Source organism: Mycobacterium sp. TH-M15 (assembly GCF_057473705.1).
Genome location: NZ_JBYCLB010000091.1, coordinates 1 through 2,237 on the forward strand (window position 1 = coordinate 1; position 2,237 = coordinate 2,237).

At 70.4% G+C, this 2,237-nt stretch carries 1 protein-coding gene; it reads right to left on the bottom strand.

The window, feature by feature from the left end; all coding sequences use genetic code 11:
* On the bottom strand, positions 1-2,237 hold a 2,237-nt coding region (locus tag AC2VNT_RS02310), incomplete at both ends, for an ATP-binding protein (RefSeq protein WP_486945317.1).

Consider the following 2,237-nt stretch of genomic DNA (forward strand, 5'->3'; position numbering starts at 1 on the left):
CCGCCCTCGATCATCGCCGGCCCGCCCATGCCGATGTTGGCATCCGGGGTTGCGATGATCACGTCACACACCCCGGCCAGGGCGGCGTTGCCGGCAAAGCAGCGGCCGGAGACGATCGACACCAACGGCACCCGGCCGCTCAGCCCGGCCAGAGTGCGGAACGTCATCAGGTCCAACCCGGCCACGCCGGCGGCGTCGGTGTCACCGGGGCGGCCGCCGCCGCCCTCGGCGAACAGCACCACCGGCAGCTGCCTGCGGGCGGCCAACTCGAAGACCCGATCGGTTTTGGCGTGGTTGCGCATGCCCTGGGTGCCGGCCAGCACGGTGTAGTCGTAGGACAGCTCCACCGCCTGGGCGCCGCCGATGGTCGCCAGCCCGGCGACCAGGCCGTCGGCCGGGGTGTTGGCGATCAGGTCCTCTTCTGAGCGCCGGCTGCGCTGCGCGGCCAGCGCCAGCGCGCCGTACTCGACGAAGCTGCCGGGGTCGACCAGATCGGCGATGTTCTCCCGCGCGGTCCGCCGACCCCGCCGGTGCCGCTTGGTGACGGCATCCGGCCGGCCCTCGTCGCGGGTGAGCAGGTGCCGGTGTGCGACCTCGTCGAGATCGGCGCGCGGACGGTCCAGGTCGGCCTCGGCTACCGATTGGTCCGCCACGCCGGGGCCGGTGCGCGGAAAAACCAGCAGCGGGTCGCCGGTCCCGACGACCTGACCGGGCGCCACCAGGACGCGAACCGCACCGGCAGCTGGTGCCGCGACGACGTGCTGCATCTTCATCGCTTCCAGCACAACGCTGTCCGGTGTCACCTCGGCCACCGTCCCCGCCATCGGCGCGGACAGCACCTGCTCCTCGTCGGACAGGTCGGGTACGACGGCTGCGCCGGCCTCGTTCGGTGGGTACGCCAGGTTGCCCACCAACTCGGGCAGCTTCTCACCAAGCCAGCTCGTGGTCACCACCGTCGGATGGATCCGGCTCTCGGCCAGCACTTCCCGCAGCAACCCGATATTGGTTCCAATCCCCTCGATGACGAACTCGTTCAGTGCCGCTTCGGCTTTGCGCAGCGCCGGCGACAGCGACGTGCCGTGTACGTGGGTGATCACCTTGGCCAGCAACGAGTCGTAGCGGGGGCTGACGGTCAGGCCGGGTCGGCCGCAGGTGTCCACCCGCACCCCGGGCCCGTTCGGCGGGGTGAACGCCGTCAGGGTGCCCGCCGTAGGCCGCACCGATCCGTCGGCGGCCACGGTTTCGGTGTTCACCCGGCTCTCGATCGCGATGCCGCGCGCTGCGGCCGGCTCTCCGGTCACCCGCGTCACGTCGGCGGTCACCCCGGTGGGCAACCCCAGCGCGTCGAACGCGGCACCGCCGGCGATCGCGAACTGTGCCGCCACCAGGTCCACTCCGGTGACTTCTTCGGTGACGGTGTGCTCCACCTGGATTCGGGGATTGACCTCGAGGAAGACGAACTGGTCGGCGGTGACCAGGAATTCAACGGTTGCCAGCCCGCGGTAGCCCACGGCTGCGCACAAGCGGGCTGCCGCCCGATGCAACTCGCCACGAAGCGCTGGGGAAAGCCCTTGGGCGGGCGCGATTTCGATCAGCTTCTGATAACGCCGCTGAACGCTGCAGTCACGGTCGCCTAGCGCCATCGCGCAGGCGCCATCGGCGACGATCTGCACTTCGATATGGCGCGCATCGGGGACCAACTCCTCGGCGAACACCGCCGGGTCGGCGAAACCGAGTTCAGCTTCCGCGGCGCACCTGCGGTAGGCGTGGTCGAGTTGGTCCGCACTGCGGACCACACGCATCCCCCGACCCCCGCCGCCGGCCAGCGCTTTCAGCATGATGCCGTCGGGATGCGCAGCCAAAAAGGCACGGACCTCGTCGAGGCTGGCGGCTCCGTCGGTGGCAGCCGGTACTGGCAGGCCGGCGGCGCTCGCGGCACGTCGGGCCGCGGACTTGTCGCCGAACAACTCCAGCTTTTCCGGATCCGGCCCGACGAAGCTCAGTCCAGCGACGGCCACCATACGAGCGAACGCCGCGTTCTCGGACAAGAACCCGTAGCCGGGATGGATCATCTCGGCGCCGGCCTTATCGGCCGCGGCCAAGATCGCCGTCTGGTCGAGGTAGGCGGACGGGCCGGCGCCGGGAAGGCCGATCGCGTCGTCGGCGGCATGCACGTGCGCGCTGTCCACGTCGTCCTCGGCGTACACGGCAACCGAGTGCAGGCCCAATTCGGTTGC